The 15178-nt window shown below is 70.6% G+C and carries 12 protein-coding genes, 1 tRNA gene and 1 pseudogene; 3 read left to right on the plus strand and 11 right to left on the minus strand.

Annotated features, from left to right (window positions below):
- Window position 1 precedes the first annotated feature (1 nt).
- From ACGFYH_RS09665 to ACGFYH_RS09680, 4 genes are all read right to left on the minus strand, one after another.
- Window positions 2-1264: a tyrosine-type recombinase/integrase gene (locus ACGFYH_RS09665; RefSeq protein ID WP_393802573.1), complete on the minus strand. Its 1263-nt coding sequence runs from the start codon at window positions 1262-1264 to the stop codon at window positions 2-4.
- A gap of 109 nt (window positions 1265-1373) precedes the next feature.
- Window positions 1374-1446 (minus strand) — tRNA-His (locus tag ACGFYH_RS09670).
- Window positions 1447-1567: 121 nt separating this feature from the next.
- Entirely contained in the window at window positions 1568-2170 is a 603-nt protein-coding gene (orn, locus tag ACGFYH_RS09675) for an oligoribonuclease (RefSeq protein WP_393802574.1), read from the minus strand.
- Between the two features lie 213 nt (window positions 2171-2383).
- The gene (locus ACGFYH_RS09680) at window positions 2384-3580 is read right to left on the minus strand and encodes a helix-turn-helix domain-containing protein (RefSeq protein ID WP_393802575.1); all 1197 of its coding nucleotides are present in this window, start codon (window positions 3578-3580) and stop codon (window positions 2384-2386) included.
- 1049 nt (window positions 3581-4629) lie between these two features.
- Here ACGFYH_RS09680 and ACGFYH_RS09685 point away from each other — a divergent pair.
- Both ACGFYH_RS09685 and ACGFYH_RS09690 read left to right on the plus strand, forming a co-directional pair.
- A complete protein-coding gene (locus ACGFYH_RS09685) occupies window positions 4630-5157 on the plus strand; it encodes a universal stress protein (RefSeq protein ID WP_393802576.1) in 528 nt (175 codons plus the stop codon).
- Between the two features lie 171 nt (window positions 5158-5328).
- Entirely contained in the window at window positions 5329-5892 is a 564-nt protein-coding gene (locus tag ACGFYH_RS09690; RefSeq protein WP_393802577.1) for a GPR1/FUN34/YaaH family transporter, read from the plus strand.
- 96 nt (window positions 5893-5988) lie between these two features.
- On the opposite strand, the gene glmS is transcribed toward ACGFYH_RS09690, so the two are convergent.
- The 3 genes and pseudogenes from glmS to ACGFYH_RS09705 all read right to left on the minus strand — a co-directional run.
- Complete coding sequence (gene glmS / locus ACGFYH_RS09695) at window positions 5989-7806, minus strand: glutamine--fructose-6-phosphate transaminase (isomerizing) (RefSeq protein ID WP_393802578.1); 1818 nt, start codon at window positions 7804-7806, stop codon at window positions 5989-5991.
- A 33-nt stretch (window positions 7807-7839) separates the two neighbouring features.
- Window positions 7840-8097 carry a hypothetical protein gene (locus ACGFYH_RS09700; RefSeq protein WP_030179884.1) on the minus strand — a complete coding sequence of 86 codons (258 nt, stop codon included), beginning with the start codon at window positions 8095-8097 and terminating at the stop codon, window positions 7840-7842.
- A 91-nt stretch (window positions 8098-8188) separates the two neighbouring features.
- Window positions 8189-8311, minus strand: a pseudogene (locus ACGFYH_RS09705) (Tat pathway signal sequence domain protein); the annotation flags it as partial.
- Between the two features lie 114 nt (window positions 8312-8425).
- Between ACGFYH_RS09705 and ACGFYH_RS09710 the strand changes: the two are divergent.
- Window positions 8426-10033: a beta-N-acetylhexosaminidase gene (locus tag ACGFYH_RS09710; protein ID WP_393802579.1), complete on the plus strand. Its 1608-nt coding sequence runs from the start codon at window positions 8426-8428 to the stop codon at window positions 10031-10033.
- Between the two features lie 66 nt (window positions 10034-10099).
- On the opposite strand, the gene ACGFYH_RS09715 is transcribed toward ACGFYH_RS09710, so the two are convergent.
- From ACGFYH_RS09715 to desA, 4 genes are read right to left on the minus strand one after another with little or no spacing between them, the layout of a single operon-like run.
- Window positions 10100-11869, minus strand: coding sequence for an IucA/IucC family protein (locus tag ACGFYH_RS09715; protein WP_393802580.1), 1770 nt, complete (start codon window positions 11867-11869; stop codon window positions 10100-10102).
- Window positions 11866-12420 (minus strand): GNAT family N-acetyltransferase, encoded by a 555-nt coding sequence (locus ACGFYH_RS09720; protein WP_393802581.1) that lies wholly within the window; start codon window positions 12418-12420, stop codon window positions 11866-11868. The genes ACGFYH_RS09715 and ACGFYH_RS09720 overlap by 4 nt, the downstream gene beginning before the upstream one ends.
- Window positions 12417-13697, minus strand: a complete 1281-nt coding sequence (locus ACGFYH_RS09725) for a lysine N(6)-hydroxylase/L-ornithine N(5)-oxygenase family protein (RefSeq protein ID WP_393802582.1) — start codon at window positions 13695-13697, stop codon at window positions 12417-12419. Before ACGFYH_RS09725 ends, ACGFYH_RS09720 begins: the two co-directional genes overlap by 4 nt.
- Window positions 13681-15123, minus strand: coding sequence for a lysine decarboxylase DesA (gene desA / locus ACGFYH_RS09730; RefSeq protein WP_393802583.1), 1443 nt, complete (start codon window positions 15121-15123; stop codon window positions 13681-13683). The genes ACGFYH_RS09725 and desA overlap by 17 nt, the downstream gene beginning before the upstream one ends.
- Window positions 15124-15178: the final 55 nt, after the last annotated feature.

Genomic DNA, 15178 nt, shown 5'->3' on the forward strand with positions numbered 1-15178 from the left:
CCTACAGCGCGCGCAGACCCACGACCGGTGCGGGCCCCGACATGACGTCCTCAAGTGCAGCGATGATCTCCGTGTCGAGCTCCCGCACAAGGTGCCCGTACCGGTCCACCGTCGTCTGAATACTCTCGTGCCCCAGCCGTGCCTGAATGGCCGGCAGCGGGATCCGCTTCCCGATCAGCCACGCCACGTGCGTATGCCGCAGATCATGCAGACGCGGCCTCTTCGGCAACCCCTTCGCGACCGCAGCCGCCACCGCCGGCTTCCACTTCCGGTGAAAAAAGTTGCTGTGCCGCCAGTGCTTGCCGGTCGCAGTCCGGAACACGTACGCCTCCGGCGGCTGCCCCGTAACCAGCTCCCGCATCATCCGCACCTGGCTCGGGGTCAGCGCCACCATCCGCCGCGCCTTCTTCGTCTTCGGCGGACCCAGGTAGAAGGACTTCGGACTGCCCTTCGCCGCGCGCTTCCACGCCCGCTGGATGTTGGCCGTCGGCACCGCGGCGTTCAGCGCCAGGTCCTGCACCTGCAGGGCGCTGGCCTCACCCCACCTCATGCCCGTGCCGACGAGCCAGTCCGCGAGCTGGCGCGCGGACGGGTCCCTGAACTCGGCAGCGATCCGCGTGTACTCCTCGTGCTCGAGGAACGTCATCTCCTCCTGGATGTGGTCATCGGCGCGGGGCAGCTGCGTCTTCATGCAGCAGTTCTTCGTGCGCAGCTGGGGAGTGGCCTCGATCGCGGCCTGCACGACGCAGTACAGCAGCCCGTGCCGGTTACGGATGGACTTCGGGTCCCCCTTACGGCGGGCCCACTTCTCCGGATCGTCCGGGTCTCGCTCGCCCGCCGCCATGACCGCGACCCAGTCGTCGACGTCCTCCTGGACCAGGTTGCAGATGGTCGCCTGCTCCGCCACGCCCCGCACGTTGGTGTGCTGGATCAGGGACAGGTGCAGCCGGATGTCCCGGTGGTAGTCGTCCTTCGTCCGCTCGTCGACACCGTTGAGGCGGTTGACGTACCGCGTCGCGTAGTCGACGAGGGGGACGTCGCCGGGGATGGCCGGCGTCTCGACGAATCCCTCTCCGGGCACCCAGCCGTGCGGCCACTGATTGCCGTGCGCCTCGACCAGCTTCTTGAACTGCTCGGCCTGGGCGCGCCCCTCGTCGGAGGTCTCGGCGCCGAACTTCTCGTTCTGCCACTGGCCGTCCTGACGCCACTTCACCTGGAAGGTGATGGCGCCGCTCTTCTGCGGTCGTTCCACGATGCTCGCCATGCAGGGAAGATAGGCCGCAGGTTCCTTGATCGGTTCCCGCGATGTTCCCATAGTGATGAGAAACACCAAGGGCCGACCTGTTCTACCAGGTCAGCCCTTGATCATTCAGGGTGAGTGACGGGACTTGAACCCGCGGCCACCTGGACCACAACCAGGTGCTCTACCAACTGAGCTACACCCACCAAGGCCGGTGCTCGAACTCCCGCGTGGCGGGACTTCCCGACCGGCTGAGAAAAAGTGTACAGGGTCCGAAGGGGTGCTCGCGCCCGGCTTTCGCGGACGCCGCCCGGCGGACCGGCGCCCTTACCCGGCGGACACGACGTGCTTCGCGGCGATCGCCTTGGCCGTGTCGGAGTCGGGGCCGGGCTGCGGGACGAAGACCGCCTCCCGGTAGTAGCGCAGTTCGGCGATGGACTCGCGGATGTCGGCGAGCGCGCGGTGGTTGCCGTTCTTCTCGGGGCTGTTGAAGTACGCCCGCGGGTACCAGCGGCGGGCCAGCTCCTTGATGGAGGAGACGTCGACGATCCGGTAGTGGAGGTAGTCCTCCAGCGTGGGCATGTCCCGCAGCAGGAAGCCGCGGTCGGTGCCGACGGAGTTGCCGCACAAGGGGGCCTTGCCGGGCTCCTTCACGTGTTCCCGCACATAGGCGAGGACCTGGGCCTCGGCGTCCGCCAGGGTCGTGCCGCCGTCGAGCTCCGTGAGCAGTCCGGAGGCGGTGTGCATCTCACGCACCACCTCCGGCATCGTCTCCAGGGCGCGCTCCGGCGGGCGGACGACGATGTCGACACCCTCACCGAGGATGTTCAGCTCGGAGTCGGTGACGAGGGCGGCAACCTCGATGAGCGCGTCGTCGGACAGCGAGAGGCCGGTCATCTCGCAGTCGATCCACACCATGCGATCGTTCATGCGGACACCTTACGGCGGGCGTGCGTCCGCCGGACCCCCGGCGTGGGTGCGGGCGCCCTGCGGCGGGCGGGCGGGTGCCGCGCCCCGTGGCCGGGGCGGGCGACACGGGAGCTGCCGCACCCCGGGCCCCGCCCCGGCCTGTACGGCCTCGTCCCCCGAACGCCGGACGGGCTGGTCGCTCGTCCGGCGTCGCGAGTGTCACCTCACGTCACCTCACGGCGCGCCGCGCTGCCCCGGCACGCTTGCCGCGCCCGCCGGTATCGGTGACGCCGTGCGGCGGGTCTGGAACGGGACCGCGTTCTCCGGGGGGAGGGCGACCGGAGCGTCGGGCGGGGGCAGGGCGCGGGGGCCGCCCGCGGTGCCGGTGCCCGGGTCCGTCTGGCGGTCGCTCTGGGGGCGGCGCGCCCGGTAGGCCGCCCGGTAGGCGGCCGGGGACGAACCCAGTTGGCGGCGGAAGTGTCCGCGCAGCGCCACCGGTGAGCGGAAGCCGCAGCGGCCCGCGACCTCGTCCACCGAGTAGTCCGACGTCTCCAGCAGGCGCTGTGCCTGGAGGACCCGCTGGGTGATCAGCCACTGGAGCGGGGCGCTGCCCGTCAGCGAGCGGAACCTGCGGTCGAAGGTACGGCGGCTCATGTAGGCGCGCGCGGCCAGCGTCTCCACGTCGAACTGCTCGTGGAGGTGCTCCAGCGCCCAGGCGACGACCTCGGCGAGCGGGTCGGCGCCGATCTCCTCAGGTAAAGACCTGTCGAGGTAGCGCTCCTGGCCGCCGCTGCGGCGCGGCGGGACCACCAGGCGGCGGGCCAGCGCACCGGCCGCCTCGTTGCCGTGGTCCGTGCGCACGATGTGCAGGCACAGGTCGATCCCGGCCGCGGTGCCCGCGGACGTCAGGACGTCGCCGTCGTCCACGAACAGCTCACGCGGATCCACGTGCACCGACGGATAGCGCTTGGCCAGCGTCGGCGCGTACATCCAGTGGGTGGTCGCGGGCCGGCCGTCGAGCAGGCCCGCCGCCGCCAGGACGAAGGCGCCGGTGCACAGTCCGACGATGCGGGCACCCTCCTCGTGCGCCCGGCGCAGAGCGTCGAGCGCCTCCTCCGGTGGCGGTGAGGTGATCGACCGCCAGGCCGGCACGACGACGGTACCGGCGCGTGAGATCGCCTCCAGTCCCTGCGGTGCGGTGAGTTCCAGGCCCCCTGTGGTCCGCAGCGGGCCTTCCTCGCCGGCGCACACCAGCAGTCGGTAGCGCGGTACGCCGGCGTCCTGGCGGTCGATCCCGAACACCGACAGTGGTATGGAACTCTCGAAGATGGGGCCGCCGCTGAACAGCAGCACCGCGACGATCTCCTTGCGGCGTCGCCCGGAGAGCTTCCGGGCCGCGGCTTCCGGCGCGGCAGCGGAGTCGTGGCTCATACTGCTAAGCCCCCCTCGGTGGTCGCGGCACCCTCTACCCTTCGGGTCTGTCGCTCCAACACGTTTCCCCTCGGTCCTGCACGAGTCCCCCGCCGTAGACGGTCAAGATCGAATCTACTGTGTCCCGTCCTGCCGAAGTGGCTGGTTCGGCACTTGGGACATTGTCGACATGGCAACTTGGCGTGAAGCAGTCGATCACGAAGCGTTGCACTCCGGGGGGCCACTGGGAAGTGCGCCTTGTGTCAGTGGCCAATCCCCGTAGGGTGCGAAGGGTCCCGGAGACCCTTTCCGTGCAGGTGGAACGGGGGTTGAGGGGTGGTGAGGGGTGCTGATGCGCCATCGGCGGAAGTTGGCTGAAAAGAAGCGGAACTGTGCGCGGAAACCGGTCAGTCGACCGGTGTGTTTTCCCCGGCGTGCCGCCCGGCCCCGCGGACCGGCGGTTCGGCCCTGTGCCGGCTCCCGCCCCGCGACCGGGCCGCGACACGCTCCGAACGCCGCATCAGCAGCCGGCAGGCGCCGGTGACGGCGGCCAGGCCGAGGGCCGTACCCACGGTGCCCGCGAACGGGGCGCCGTACCAGAGGAGCGCGACCGGGACGAGGGCGCAGCCGAACGCCGCCCAGCGGACGAGGTCGGTGACGCCGTCCCGGGGCGGCGCGCCCGCTCCGGGGCGGTCGGGTGCGCCCGGACGGCCGCAGGTGCCCGGTCGGCCGGACGTGCCGGACCTAGGCTCGGCGGGGCGGTGCTGTCCGGACAAGGGGGTACTCCCTGGGGATGGCGGCGTGGAGATCAACGCCCGCGCGGCGCGTCGGTCACGACCGGTCACGGACGGTTGAATCCTGTGCGAACAGCCTGTACAGAGCAGCAACCATTGCGTTACGGGCGCCCTCTCGGGCATGCTCCGGTGAGCCCGCGGCGGACCACTCGCGGGATCTGGGTGAAGGAGGAGTGCCGCCGTACCCTTGGGGGTATGGGCTTGGGAAGACCAATCCCGGACACAGCTCCGACGCACCGTGTTGTCCCCCCTAGAGGATAAATCGCCGAGACAGCCATGGCCGGTCACGAATTCTTCGAACCCGCGGACCGCAAGCGGCCCGTCGCCGAACCTGCGGCGGCCGAGCCCCTGGCGGCCGAAGAGCCACGCCAGTCGTGCGACCCAGCCTTCAAGCACGGCGTCGTCGTCGGTTTCGACGGTTCCACCTCCAGTGAGCGCGCCCTCGCGTACGCCATCGGCATGGCCTGTCGGCTGGGCTCCGGCCTGGTCATCGTGCATGTGGCCAACCGGCTGCCCACCACGGTGTGGGCCGGCTGTGAGCCCCCGGTCTTCGTCGACGTGCCCGACCACCGCACCGAGGTGCTGGGCCTGGAGCTGGCGTGCGCGGACTACCTCGCCGAGGTGCCCTGGATCCTGGTCGAGCGCGGCGGCGACATCTGCCACGAACTCGAAGAGGTGGGGCGGGAGTACGAGGCGGACGCCATCGTCGTCGGCTCCAGCCACGGCCTGGTCGGCCGCCTCTTCGGCTCGGTCGCCGGGCGGCTCGCCAAGCGGGCGAGGCGGCCCGTGGTGGTCATCCCGTAACGGCCGTGGTGCCGGCCCGCCGCGGACCCGGCGGTCCCGCTCGTGCGCGGACCCGGCGGTCCCGCTCGTGCGGCGCAGCGTGAAGCTACCGACGCGTAGAGGTGTTCGTGTCCTTGTGAAGGGCATATACGTGTCACCGCACAACTGCACATTGCATGAAGGGAGCCCGCCGTGGACAACGACGTCTCCGCGGGAAACACCACCACGGCCGTGGGCCGACTCGCCCTCGGCATCACCCTGCTGGCCTTCGGCATCGGTCACACCGGCGTGATCGACCGGGTGACGGCGGCGGACGCCGTCACCGTCGCCCAGTACGTCGGCGGCGTCGCGCTCTTCGTCGCCGGGCTGCTGGCCCTGCGCGAGAGGGACACCGCCTCCGGCACGGCCTTCACCGTCCTCGGCGCGTTCTGGTTCACCTGGGCCGTCTCCGCCGGCCACCCCGTGTCCGCCAACGCGGCGGGACTCTTCCTGCTGCTGTTCGGCCTCGTCGCCCTCTCCCTCACGTTCGCGGGCGGCGACCCGCTCGGGCAGGGCGCCTACGGGCTGTTCTTCGTGTCCCTGCTGCTCCTCGCCCTCGGTGTCCTCGCGGACAGCGAGGGGCTGGGCAGGGCGGGCGGCTGGTTCGCCGTCGCGGCGGGGGCGGTCGCCTGGTACGCGGCGACCGCGGCCCTCGCCCACTGGCCGACGGACCTCTCGCGACGCGCTGCGGGCCGGCGGGTGACGGCCGCCGGGTAGCCGCGCGGGCCGGGGGCCGGGCAGCCCCCGGCGACACGACGGCCCCTCACGTGTGGGCGGCACACGTGAGGGGCCGTTTCCGTGGAAGTGGAAGACCTACTCCACCGTCACCGACTTCGCGAGGTTGCGCGGCTTGTCGATGTCCCGGCCCAGGGCCAGGGCCGTGTGGTAGGCGAGGAGCTGGAGCGGGATGCCCATGAGGATGGGGTCGAGCTCGTCCTCGTTCTTCGGGACGACGATCGTGTGGTCGGCCTTCTCCTGCTCCTGGTGGGCGACGGCGAGGATCTGCCCGCTGCGGGCCTTGATCTCCTCCATCGCCGCTCGGTTCTTCTCCAGCAGGTCGTCGTCCGGCACGATCGCGACCGTCGGCAGCGCGGGCTCGATCAGGGCGAGCGGGCCGTGCTTCAGCTCGGAGGCCGGGTAGGCCTCCGCGTGGATGTAGGAGACCTCCTTGAGCTTGAGGGAGGCCTCACGGGCGACCGGGTAGCCACGGACCCGGCCGACGAAGAGCATCGAGCGGGCGTCGGCGTACTGCGCGGCCAGCTTCTTGACGTCCTCCTCCTGCTCCAGCATCTCGGAGATCTGCGCGGGCAGCTTGCGCAGACCCTCGATGATCCGCTTGCCGTCGCGGACGGACAGGTCGCGGGTGCGGCCCAGGTGCAGGGCGAGCAGGGCGAAGGCGACGCAGGTGTTGGTGAAGCACTTGGTGGAGACGACGCAGACCTCGGGACCCGCGTGCACGTACATGCCGCCGTCGGCCTCGCGGGCGATCGCCGAGCCGACCACGTTGACGACGCCGAGGACGCGGGCGCCCTTGCGCTTCAGCTCCTGCACGGCGGCCAGCACGTCGTACGTCTCGCCGGACTGGGAGACGGCGATGTACAGGGTGTCCGGGTCGACGACCGCGTTGCGGTAGCGGAACTCGGAGGCCGGCTCGGCGTCGGCGGGGATACGGGCCAGCTCCTCGATCATCTGGGCGCCGATCTGGCCCGCGTGGTACGAGGTGCCGCAGCCGAGGATCTTCACGCGGCGCACGGCACGCGCGTCGCGTGCGTCCAGGTTGAGACCGCCGAGGTGCACGGTGGAGAAGCGGTCGTCGATCCGGCCGCGCAGCACGCGGTCCACGGCCTCGGCCTGCTCGTGGATCTCCTTGTGCATGTAGGTGTCGTGGCCGCCCATGTCGTAGGAGGCGGCCTCCCACTCCACGGTGGTGGGCTCCGACGTGGTGCGGGTGCCCTCGGTGGTGTAGGTGCGGAAGTCGTCGGCCTTGAGGGTGGCCATCTCGCCGTCGTCGAGGGTGACTATCTGCCGGGTGTGGGCGACCAGCGCGGCGATGTCGGAGGCGACGAACATCTCCTTCTCGCCGATGCCGAGGACGACCGGCGAACCGTTGCGCGCGACGACGATGCGCTCGGGGAAGTCGGCGTGCATCACGGCGATGCCGTAGGTGCCCTCGATCACCCGGAGGGTCTCGCGGACCTTGTCCTCCAGCTTCTGGGCCTCGGAGCGGGCGATGAGGTGGACGAGGACCTCGGTGTCGGTCTCGGAGAGGAACTCGACGCCGTCCGCCTCCAGTTTGCGGCGAAGGTCGGCGGCGTTGTCGATGATGCCGTTGTGGACGACGGCGACCTTGTCGTCGGCCGACATGTGCGGGTGGGCGTTCACGTCGGAGGGGGCGCCGTGGGTGGCCCAGCGGGTGTGGGCGATGCCGGTGGTCCCCTTGAAGCGCGCCGGGACCTTGGCCTCCAGGTCGCGGACCCGGCCCTTGGCCTTGACCATCCTGAGGCCGGCGGCCTTCGGGGAGGTGACGACGATGCCCGCCGAGTCGTAGCCGCGGTACTCCAGGCGCTGGAGGCCCTCCAGAAGCAGGGGCGCGACGTCACGCTTGCCGATGTATCCGACGATTCCGCACATGTATACGTATCCCTCGAGTCCTTCTCGGCCTGCTCAGCCGTAGACGATGCGGCGCAGCTGACGGAGCGACAGCTCCGGGGGCGCGACCGCCCGGTATTTCAGTTCCGCCTCGATCCGCTCGAAGATCGTCGCGTTCACCAGACCCTGGGCCTGGAGTTCACGGTGGCGGCGACGGACGTACTCCTCGGTCGTCTCGTCGAAGTAGGCGAGCACGTCCTGGACCACGCGCAGCGCCTCGCCCCGGTTCAGGGGAGTGGACCGCGTCAGATGATCAACGAGTTCGTCGTGCACCCGGTAGATCCTGGGGTAACGGTGAGGGATTCGCAAGAATCCTGCCCGGTTTCGGGCAGGACCCCGTGGGGGGAGTGGTGAAGCCGGGCTGCATCCGCTTCAGGACCGCCTGCTTGGCCAGGCTGAACCACTCGTCCCCCAGCACTTTGGAGCGGTGCGGTCCGCCCAGCTCCCGCAGCCGTCGCCGCAGTGCGTCGTGGTCGTCCTCGGCGGGGGATTTCCGCCAAGCGGGGGTTGTTTCACCGCTTCTGCGGACGGTGCCGGTGCGGGAGAGTGGTCTGCACCCGTCTCCGACCCTCTGACCGCACGCCTCGCGAAGGGAGCGCACGTGAGACCTCAACGACGGCACCACAGAACGACTCCCCGCATCACCCGGCTGCTGGGATCGCTGCTACTGGTGGTGGCGGTCGGCGCCATGACCACCGGTGCCGCCCCGGACCGCCGGGCGACCGCGACCCCCCTGGACCGGGTGATCCCGGCCCCCGCCTCGGTCGACCCGGGCGGCGCGCCGTACCGCGTCACCCGCGGCACCCGCATCCGCGTCGACGGTTCGCGCGAGGCCCGCGCCGTCGGCGACTACCTCGCGGACATCCTGCGGCCCGCCACCGGCTACCGACTGCCCGTCACCTCCCACGGCCGGGGCGGCATACGGCTGCGCCTGACGGGCGGCCCCTACGGCGACGAGGGCTACCGTCTCGACAGCGGCCGCTCCGGCGTCACCATCACCGCCCGCGAGGCCGCCGGCCTCTTCCACGGCGTCCAGACCCTGCGTCAGCTGCTGCCCGCCGCCGTCGAGAAGGACTCCGTGCAAAGCGGCCCCTGGCTGGTCGCGGGCGGCACCATCGAGGACACCCCCCGCTACGGCTGGCGCGGCGCCATGCTCGACGTCTCCCGGCACTTCTTCGCCGTCGACGAGGTCAAGCGCTACATCGACCGGGTCGCCCTCTACAAGTACAACAAGCTCCACCTGCACCTCAGCGACGACCAGGGCTGGCGCATCGCCGTCGACTCCTGGCCGCGCCTGGCGACGTACGGCGGCTCCACCGAGGTCGGCGGCGGTCTTGGCGGTCACTACACCAAGGACGACTACAGGGAGATCGTCCGGTACGCGGCCTCCCGCCACCTCGAGGTCGTGCCCGAGATCGACATGCCGGGCCACACCAACGCCGCCCTCGCCTCCTACGCCGAACTGAACTGCGACGGCGTGGCACCCCCGCTGTACACCGGTACCGGGGTGGGCTTCAGCTCGCTGTGCGTGGACAAGGACGTCACGTACGACTTCGTGGACGACGTCCTCGGCGAACTCGCCGCGCTCACCCCGGGCCGCTACCTGCACATCGGCGGCGACGAGGCGCACTCCACGCCGCACGCCGACTTCGCGGCGTTCATGGCGCGGGTGCAGCCGATCGTCGCCAGGTACGGCAAGACGGTCGTCGGCTGGCACCAGCTGGCCGGCGCCGGGCCGGCCGAGGGCGCGCTCGTCCAGTACTGGGGCCTGGACCGCACCAGTGACGCGGAGAAGGACCAGGTCGCCGAGGCCGCGAAGAACGGGACCGGGCTCGTCCTGTCCCCGGCCGACCGGACGTACCTGGACATGAAGTACACGAAGGACACCCCGCTCGGCCTGTCCTGGGCGGGCTACGTCGAGGTGCAGCGCTCCTACGACTGGGACCCGGCCACCTATCTGCCGGGCGTCCCGGCCTCCGCGGTCCGCGGCGTGGAGGCGCCGCTGTGGACGGAGACCCTGTCCGACCCCGGCCAACTGGACTTCATGGCCTTCCCGAGGCTGCCGGGCGTCGCCGAGCTGGGCTGGTCCCCGGCCGATACGCACGACTGGGACACCTACAAGGCGCGGCTCGCCGGGCAGGCGCCGCGCTGGGAGGCGATGGGGATCGACTACTACCGCTCGCCGCAGGTGCCCTGGAGTACGGACTGACCGGCGAGGCGCGACGGGCACCCCGGAGGACCGTCTCCGGGGTGCCCGCCCGTCCGCGGGGGGCCGTCAGCGGCCCGCGAGGGGGTTCTTCAGCTTCCCGATCAGCTGGAGCGCCCCGGACGGGTCCGCGAGGTCCACCATCTGCCGGTTGTCGCGCAGCTGGAGCCGGTTGAGGCAGGACAGCGCGAACTCGGGCGCGAACACGTCGTACCGGTCGAACTTGTCGGCCAGCTCAGGCACCGACTCCTGGTACTCCCGGGTCACGGCGGCGACCGTCCCCCAGAAGGTGTCCTCCTCCATGATCCCCTCGTCCGCGAGGTCGGCGGCGAGGAAGCGGAAGAAGCAGTCGAAGACGTCCGTGAAGACCGACAGGAGCTTCTTGTCGTCCGGTACGTCCACCGCGATGCGGGCCACCTCCGGCGGCAGCACCGCGTCCGGGTCCATCACCGCGATCTCCTCGGCGATGTCCTTGTAGACCGCGCGCCGCACCACGCCGTCCTCCAGCACGAGGATCACGTTCTCGCCGTGCGGCATGTAGACCAGGTCGTAGGCGTAGAAGCTGTGCAGCAGCGGGACGTAGTAGGCACGCAGGTAGTGCCGCAGCCACTCGGCGGGCGGGAGCCCCGAGCGCTCGACCAGCGCACCCGCGAAGGAGGAGCCCTCGTGGTCGACGTGGAGCAGGGAGGCCATGGTGGCGAGCGTCTCGCCCTCCCGCAGGGACGGCACCGGGCTCTCCCGCCACAGCGCCGCCAGCATCTTGCGGTACGGCGAGTACCGGTCGGTGGCCTGCTCGTACTCCAGGTGCCGGTAGCCGACGGCCGCCCGCTCCCGGATGATGCTCAGGCCCGTCGACTTCAGCACCGGGTCGCCCTCGATGAGCCGCGCCAGCCAGTCGTTGATGGCCGGGGTCGCCTCCATGTACGCCGCCGACAGACCGCGCATGAAGCCCATGTTGAGGACGGACAGGGCCGTCTTCACGTAGTGCTTGCCGGGGTGCGAGGCGTTGAAGAAGGTGCGGATGGACTGCTGGGCCAGGTAGTCGTCGTCGCCCTCGCCCAGGCACACCAGGTGCTGCCGGGCGACCTCGGCGGCGAAGGTGACGGTGAGCTTGTTCCACCACTGCCAGGGGTGCACCGGGATGAGGAGGTAGTCGGCCGGGTCCAGGCCGCGCTCGCGCAGCACGCCGTGGAAGCGGCCGACGGTCCGCTCACCCAGCTCGTCCCGTACGAAGGACTCGTACTCGATGCCCGCGCCCGCCGTGAACGCCGCCCGCGAGCGGTGCGCGGCCAGCCACACCAGGCGGACCGGGCTCGCGGTCTCGGGGGCGTACGACAGGTACTCGTGGACGCCGAAGCCGAGCCGCCCGTTGTTGGCGACGAAGCAGGGGTGGCCCTCGGTCATGCCGGTCTCGACGGCCTGGAAGTCGCCGCGCGCCAGTTCGGCGGCGGTGACCTGCGGCTTGGTGAGCTTGTAGCAGGTGCCGGAGAGGGTGGAGGAGATCTCCTCCAGGTAGACGGGCAGGATCTCGTCGCTCAGACCCAGCGTCTGTCTCAGCTCGACGAAGAAGTCGAGTGCGGCGAGCGGGAGTTCGCCGCCGTCCCGGTACCGGGTGATCGAGTCGGCGTCCACCTGCCAGTGGTCCAGGGCACGGACGGTGGCGGTGAAGCGGTACTCGGTCTTGCCGTCGTCGCTGCGGACGGCGTACGCCTCCGCGTCCCGCTCGGGGGTCAGCAGCCGCTCGTGCGTGAACTCGGCCAGCGCCTTGCGGACCAGGAGGCGGTTGGCCCGTTCCCAGCGCTCGGGTGTCAGATGGGCGACGGCGTCGGCGAGGCTCATGCGGACACCGCCCCCTCGAACTGCTCGCGGGTGCAGAAACTCAGCAACGCCTTCTTCTCCGGCTTCACGATCTCGCGCTCGGGCACGAACCCGACGGCCGCGTTCAGGGCGTGGACGGCGGTGTTGGACACGTCCGGTTCGACGACGACCCGCCTGGTGGCCGGGTCGGCGAACAGCTCGGTCATGACGGCGGTGATCACGGCCCGGGTGAAGCCGTGCACGGGCCGGTCGGTCGGCGCGACCAGGAAGTGCATGCCGACGTCGCCCGGCTCCGGCTCGTACAGCCCGACCAGCTCGCGGTGGGCGGGGTCGTAGCGCTCCATCAGGAAGGCGGGGACGCCGTCGTGCAGGCCGAGGTACGCGTCCTGGTGCTCGTCGGCGGCCAGCTCCGTGTAGGCCCGCTCGACGTCGACCGGTTCCGCGTCCCGCATCATCCAGAACGCGGACTTGGGGTGGGTGAGCCAGCCGTGCAGCAGCTCGGCGTCCCGCGGCGGGTCGAGGGGACGCAGGGTGAGGGTGCCCGGGCCGGCGGCCGTGGTGGGGGTGGTCATGCGCTGAACTCCTGGAACGCGATCGACTTCTCGACCGGGTAGTACTCGGTGCCGAGCAGCTCTCGGACGATGTAGCTGTTGCGGTAGGCGCCCATGCCCAGATCGGGACTGGTGACGCTGTGCGTGTGCACACCCGCGTTCTGCAGGAACACACCGCTGCCGGTGACGTCGACGGCGTAGTTGCGGGCCACGTCGAAGTTGCCCCGTGAGTCGTAGCGCAGCCGGTCCCGGACGGGTTTGAGGAACTCCGGCTCGGCGTACCGGTAGCCGGTGGCCAGGACCAGGCCCTCGGTCTCGATCTCGAAGTCCCTGCCCTGCTCCTCCTGACGGAAGCCGAGCGTGTAGGTGCCGTCCGCGTACCGGGCCTCGGTCAGCGCCGAGTTGGTGAGCAGGCGGGTGGGGACGGGGCCGCCGAGTCTCTTCCGGTAGAGCAGGTCGAAGATCTCGTTGATCAGGTCGCCGTCGATGCCCTTGAAGAGGCCCTTCTGCTCGGCCGTGAGGCGGTAGCGGGTGTCCTCGGGCAGCGCGTGGTAGTAGTCCACGTACTCCGGGGAGGTCATCTCCAGCGTGAGCTTGGTGTATTCGAGGGGGAAGAAGCGCGGGGAGCGGGTGACCCAGTCGAGCCGGTAGCCGTGGACGTCGATCTCGCTCAGCAGGTCCTGGTAGATCTCGGCGGCGGACTGGCCGCTGCCGACCAGCGTGATCGACTTCTTCTCGACCAGCTCCGCGCGGTGCTGGACGTACCGGGAGTTGTGGAGGAAGTCGCCGGCCAGGCCCCGGCAGGCGTCCGGGACGTGCGGCGGGGTGCCGGTGCCCAGGACGAGCCGGCGGGCGCGGTAGGTGTCGCCGGACGTGGTGGCGACGGCGTACAGCTCCTCCCGCTCGTCGTACGTCACCTCGGTGACCGTGGTGGCGAAGCGGACGCTGCTCAGCCTGTTCGCGGCCCAGCGGCAGTAGTCGTCGTACTCGACGCGCAGCGGGTAGAAGCTCTCGCGGATGTAGAACGAGTACAGCCGGCCCTTCTCCTTCAGATAGTTGAGGAAGGAGTACGGCGAGGTCGGGTCGGCGAGGGTGACCAGGTCCGACATGAACGGGGTCTGCAGGTGCGCGCCGTCCAGGAACATGCCGGCGTGCCACTCGAAGTCCGGCTTGGACTCCAGGAAGACGCCGTTCAGCTCGGCGATGGGCTCGGTGAGGCAGGCGAGGCCGAGGTTGAAGGGGCCGAGGCCGATCCCCACGAAGTCGTACGGTGCGCTGGCTTCAGGAAGCGCGGTCAAGGGAGTCTCCCAGGTACTGCTCGGCGTGGCCGGCGATCAGGTCGAGGACGGCGGCGAGGTCGGCCGTGGTCGTCTCGGGGTTGAGCAGGGTGAACTTCAGGTAGTGGCGGCCGCCCACCTTGGTGCCCGCGACCACGGCGGCGCCGGAGGCGAAGAGGGCCTTGCGGGCGTACAGGTTGGCGCGGTCGATCCCGGCGGGGTCGGTGACGGCCGCCGGGACGCAGCGGAAGACCAGGGTGGAGAGGCTGGGCGCGACGACCACGTCGAAGCGCGGGTCGGCGGCGAGCAGTCTCCAGCCCTCGGCCGCCAGGTCGCACACCTCGTCGAAGAGCTGCCCGATGCCGTCGGCGCCCATCACGCGCAGCGTCATCCACAGCTTGAGCGCGTCGAAGCGGCGGGTGGTCTGGAGGGACTTGTCCACCTGGTTGGGGATGCGCTCCCGCACCATGCGGCGGGGGTTGAGGTACTCCGCGTGGTAGGTGGCGTGGCGCAGGGTGGCCGCGTCGCGGACCAGTACGGCGGACGAACTCACCGGCTGGAAGAACGACTTGTGGTAGTCCACGGTGACCGAGTCGGCCCGCTCGATGCCGGTCAGCCGGTGCCGGTACTTCAGCGAGGCGAGCAGCCCGCAGCCGTAGGCCGCGTCCACGTGCATCCACACGCCGTACCGCTCGCACAGCTCGGCGATCCCGGGCAGCGGGTCGATGGAGCCGAAGTCGGTGGTGCCGGCCGTTGCGACGACGGCCATGGGGACGAGACCGTCGCTCGCGCAGCGTTCCAGCTCACGGGCGAGGGCGACGGTCTGCAGGCGCTTGTCGTGGTCGACGGGGACCGAGACGACGGCGTCGGGGCCGAGGCCGAGCAGTTTCGCCGACTTCTGCACGCTGAAGTGGCTGACCTCGGAGGCGAAGATCCGCAGGTCGGCGAAGTCCTCCGTCTTCGCCTCCTCGCGGGCCAGCAGCAGCGCCTGAAGGTTGGACTGGGTGCCGCCGGAGGTGAACACGCCGTCGGCCGCCGGGCCGAGGCCGATCCGGGCGCAGGTCCAGTCGATCAGTTTGCGCTCGATGAGCGTGCCGCCGGCCGACTGGTCCCAGGTGTCCAGGGAGGAGTTGACGGCGGAGAGGACCGCCTCACCGAGCAACGCCGGTATGGCGACCGGGCAGTTGAGGTGGGCGAGGTAGCGGGGGTGGTGGAAGTAGACGGCGTCGCGGAGGTAGACGTCCTCCAGCTCGTCGAGGACCGCGGCCGTGTCGTGCAGTGGCCGGTCGAGGTCGATCTCGTCGAGGCGGGGGGAGAGGGCGTCGACCGTGGCACCGGTGAACGGGCGGTCGGTGGTGGCGATTGTGGCGGCCACCCGCTCGACTCCTTCGGTCACGGAACGGCGGTACCGCTCCGCGGTGGCGTCGTTGAGCAGGTGCGAACGCATGGGGGGTCCTCCGGTTGGGGACGGGCCGAGAGGGAGAAGGGCTCCTGATCCACTT

Origin of the sequence: Streptomyces sp. NPDC048392 (genome assembly GCF_043200575.1) — a bacterium.
Lineage (GTDB): Bacteria > Actinomycetota > Actinomycetes > Streptomycetales > Streptomycetaceae > Streptomyces.

What these genes read in the sequence shown, in the direction of transcription:
- ACGFYH_RS09680 (WP_393802575.1), bottom strand. Translation starts at nt 3,580, where the DNA reads ATGAGCCACGACTCCGCTGCCGCGCCGGAAGCCGCGGCCCGGAAGCTC.
- ACGFYH_RS09715 (WP_393802580.1), bottom strand. Translation starts at nt 11,869, where the DNA reads ATGAGCCTCGCCGACGCCGTCGCCCATCTGACACCCGAGCGCTGGGAA.
- ACGFYH_RS09685 (WP_393802576.1), top strand. Translation starts at nt 4,630, where the DNA reads ATGGCCGGTCACGAATTCTTCGAACCCGCGGACCGCAAGCGGCCCGTC.
- orn (WP_393802574.1), bottom strand. Translation starts at nt 2,170, where the DNA reads ATGAACGATCGCATGGTGTGGATCGACTGCGAGATGACCGGCCTCTCG.
- ACGFYH_RS09720 (WP_393802581.1), bottom strand. Translation starts at nt 12,420, where the DNA reads ATGACCACCCCCACCACGGCCGCCGGCCCGGGCACCCTCACCCTGCGT.
- ACGFYH_RS09665 (WP_393802573.1), bottom strand. Translation starts at nt 1,264, where the DNA reads ATGGCGAGCATCGTGGAACGACCGCAGAAGAGCGGCGCCATCACCTTC.
- desA (WP_393802583.1), bottom strand. Translation starts at nt 15,123, where the DNA reads ATGCGTTCGCACCTGCTCAACGACGCCACCGCGGAGCGGTACCGCCGT.
- glmS (WP_393802578.1), bottom strand. Translation starts at nt 7,806, where the DNA reads ATGTGCGGAATCGTCGGATACATCGGCAAGCGTGACGTCGCGCCCCTG.